This is a genomic window from Kluyvera sp. Awk 3, from assembly GCF_028069715.1.
GTDB lineage: Bacteria > Pseudomonadota > Gammaproteobacteria > Enterobacterales > Enterobacteriaceae > Kluyvera > Kluyvera georgiana_A.
The window spans coordinates 1-1,362 of record NZ_JANEWH010000274.1 but is presented as its reverse complement, the minus strand read 5'-3'; the positions used below and the strand labels follow the sequence as shown (position 1 = coordinate 1,362).

Sequence of the window (1,362 nt, the reverse complement as noted above, 5' to 3'; positions counted from 1 at the left end):
ACATTGAATATTAAAATAATTAAAAGCCAGGTTGGCCTGCTATAGCGGTTGCAGCGTTTTTTTACCATTGACCGTGACTTCAAGCTTCCCTCCCTGCCCTGCATCACCGGCGCTGGTTGGAATAATCCAGCGCATCGTCGAGCCGGGAAGCACATAACCCAGCAATCCGGGGGTAATCTGCTTTCGGCTACCTGACGCAGAGAGAATGCTGACGTCAGAGAGCTGAGCGTGCCCATCTCCCTGATTGCTCACTTGCAGAAATGCTTTACCGTCGCTGCGATGGATCTGCCACTGCAGTTTGGCGAAGGTATCAGTCACACCAGGAGGCTGGATAAAGACAGGAATGGAGTAGTGCAGGACAAACTGCAGGGCATTTTTCTTCAGCACCGAAGGCGGTAACTCGTTAATCGACAGCCGATAGGCATCTTCGGTCGATGTCGGCGGCCCGGTGCGAATAACGCGGATGAGCTGGCGCCCGCCAGGCGCTAATGTCAGCATCGGTGGGCTAATCACCAGCCCCTGCGACGCGGCGAGCTTGTCGCTATAGTCGCTCTGGCTCCAGTGAAACACGCGCACCTGGGCGTTGATAGGGTTACTGCTGGTGTTACTTAGCCATATTCCTTCCGCCCGCTGATTTTGTTGCAGCGTCAGATTGACGGGCGTGACCTGTAGTCCGTCTGCTATGGCAAAGCGGCTGACGAAGACCATCCCTAAAAGAAAGACAAGCGCACTCTTTTTCCCCTTCATGTGCTGTCCCTGAGCTAGTAGTTAACGTTGATGGTGACCGTATCGGAGTAGGTATCTGGTTTGAAGTTGGCGTTGGGAGCAACGGCATAGACCGTAATGTTTTGCGCCAGCCCGCTCCCGGTTCCCCCAACCCCGTTACCTGCACTGGAGGAAGTTGCGGTGTTACCCCATGGCTTGGTGCCGGCGGAATCCTGATTGAGCTGATAGGGGACTTTGTCCGTGTTGCCCGTCGTACCGGCCATAAAGCCATTGCCGGTCGTACCGCCGCCATTAGCAGAAGACGGTGCCAGTCCTACAAAGTAAGGCGTGGTTCGTGAACAGGTGACGGCCATACTGGTTGAGCCGTTGGCCGTCGTCGCATTGGACATCACCGAACCCATATTCAGTGCCACAGGTTGAGAGACAGAACAGCTGCTTAAAATAGTCAGCTGTACCTGAAATGTATTTGTTGCCACTGCCGCATTCGCCGCTGGAATAACGGCGGATGCCAGGCAGAAAAAAATGAACTTAAAAGGCGTGCTCATAGTATTGACCTCTACGTAGGTATCATTTTTCCCTGGTAAAACAATAACGTATGAAGCTGAAATTCCTTATATAAAGGTAGAATAGGTAGCA

2 protein-coding genes are annotated in these 1,362 nt (G+C 52.9%); both read right to left on the bottom strand.

Going from position 1 to position 1,362, the window contains the following annotated elements:
* Nucleotides 1-39: 39 nt before the first annotated feature.
* Complete coding sequence (locus NNN71_RS24580; RefSeq protein WP_271459579.1) at nucleotides 40-747, bottom strand: fimbrial biogenesis chaperone; 708 nt, start codon at nucleotides 745-747, stop codon at nucleotides 40-42.
* A gap of 14 nt (nucleotides 748-761) precedes the next feature.
* The gene (locus NNN71_RS24575) at nucleotides 762-1,271 is read right to left on the bottom strand and encodes a Csu type fimbrial protein (RefSeq protein WP_271459578.1); all 510 of its coding nucleotides are present in this window, start codon (nucleotides 1,269-1,271) and stop codon (nucleotides 762-764) included.
* Nucleotides 1,272-1,362 lie beyond the last annotated feature (91 nt).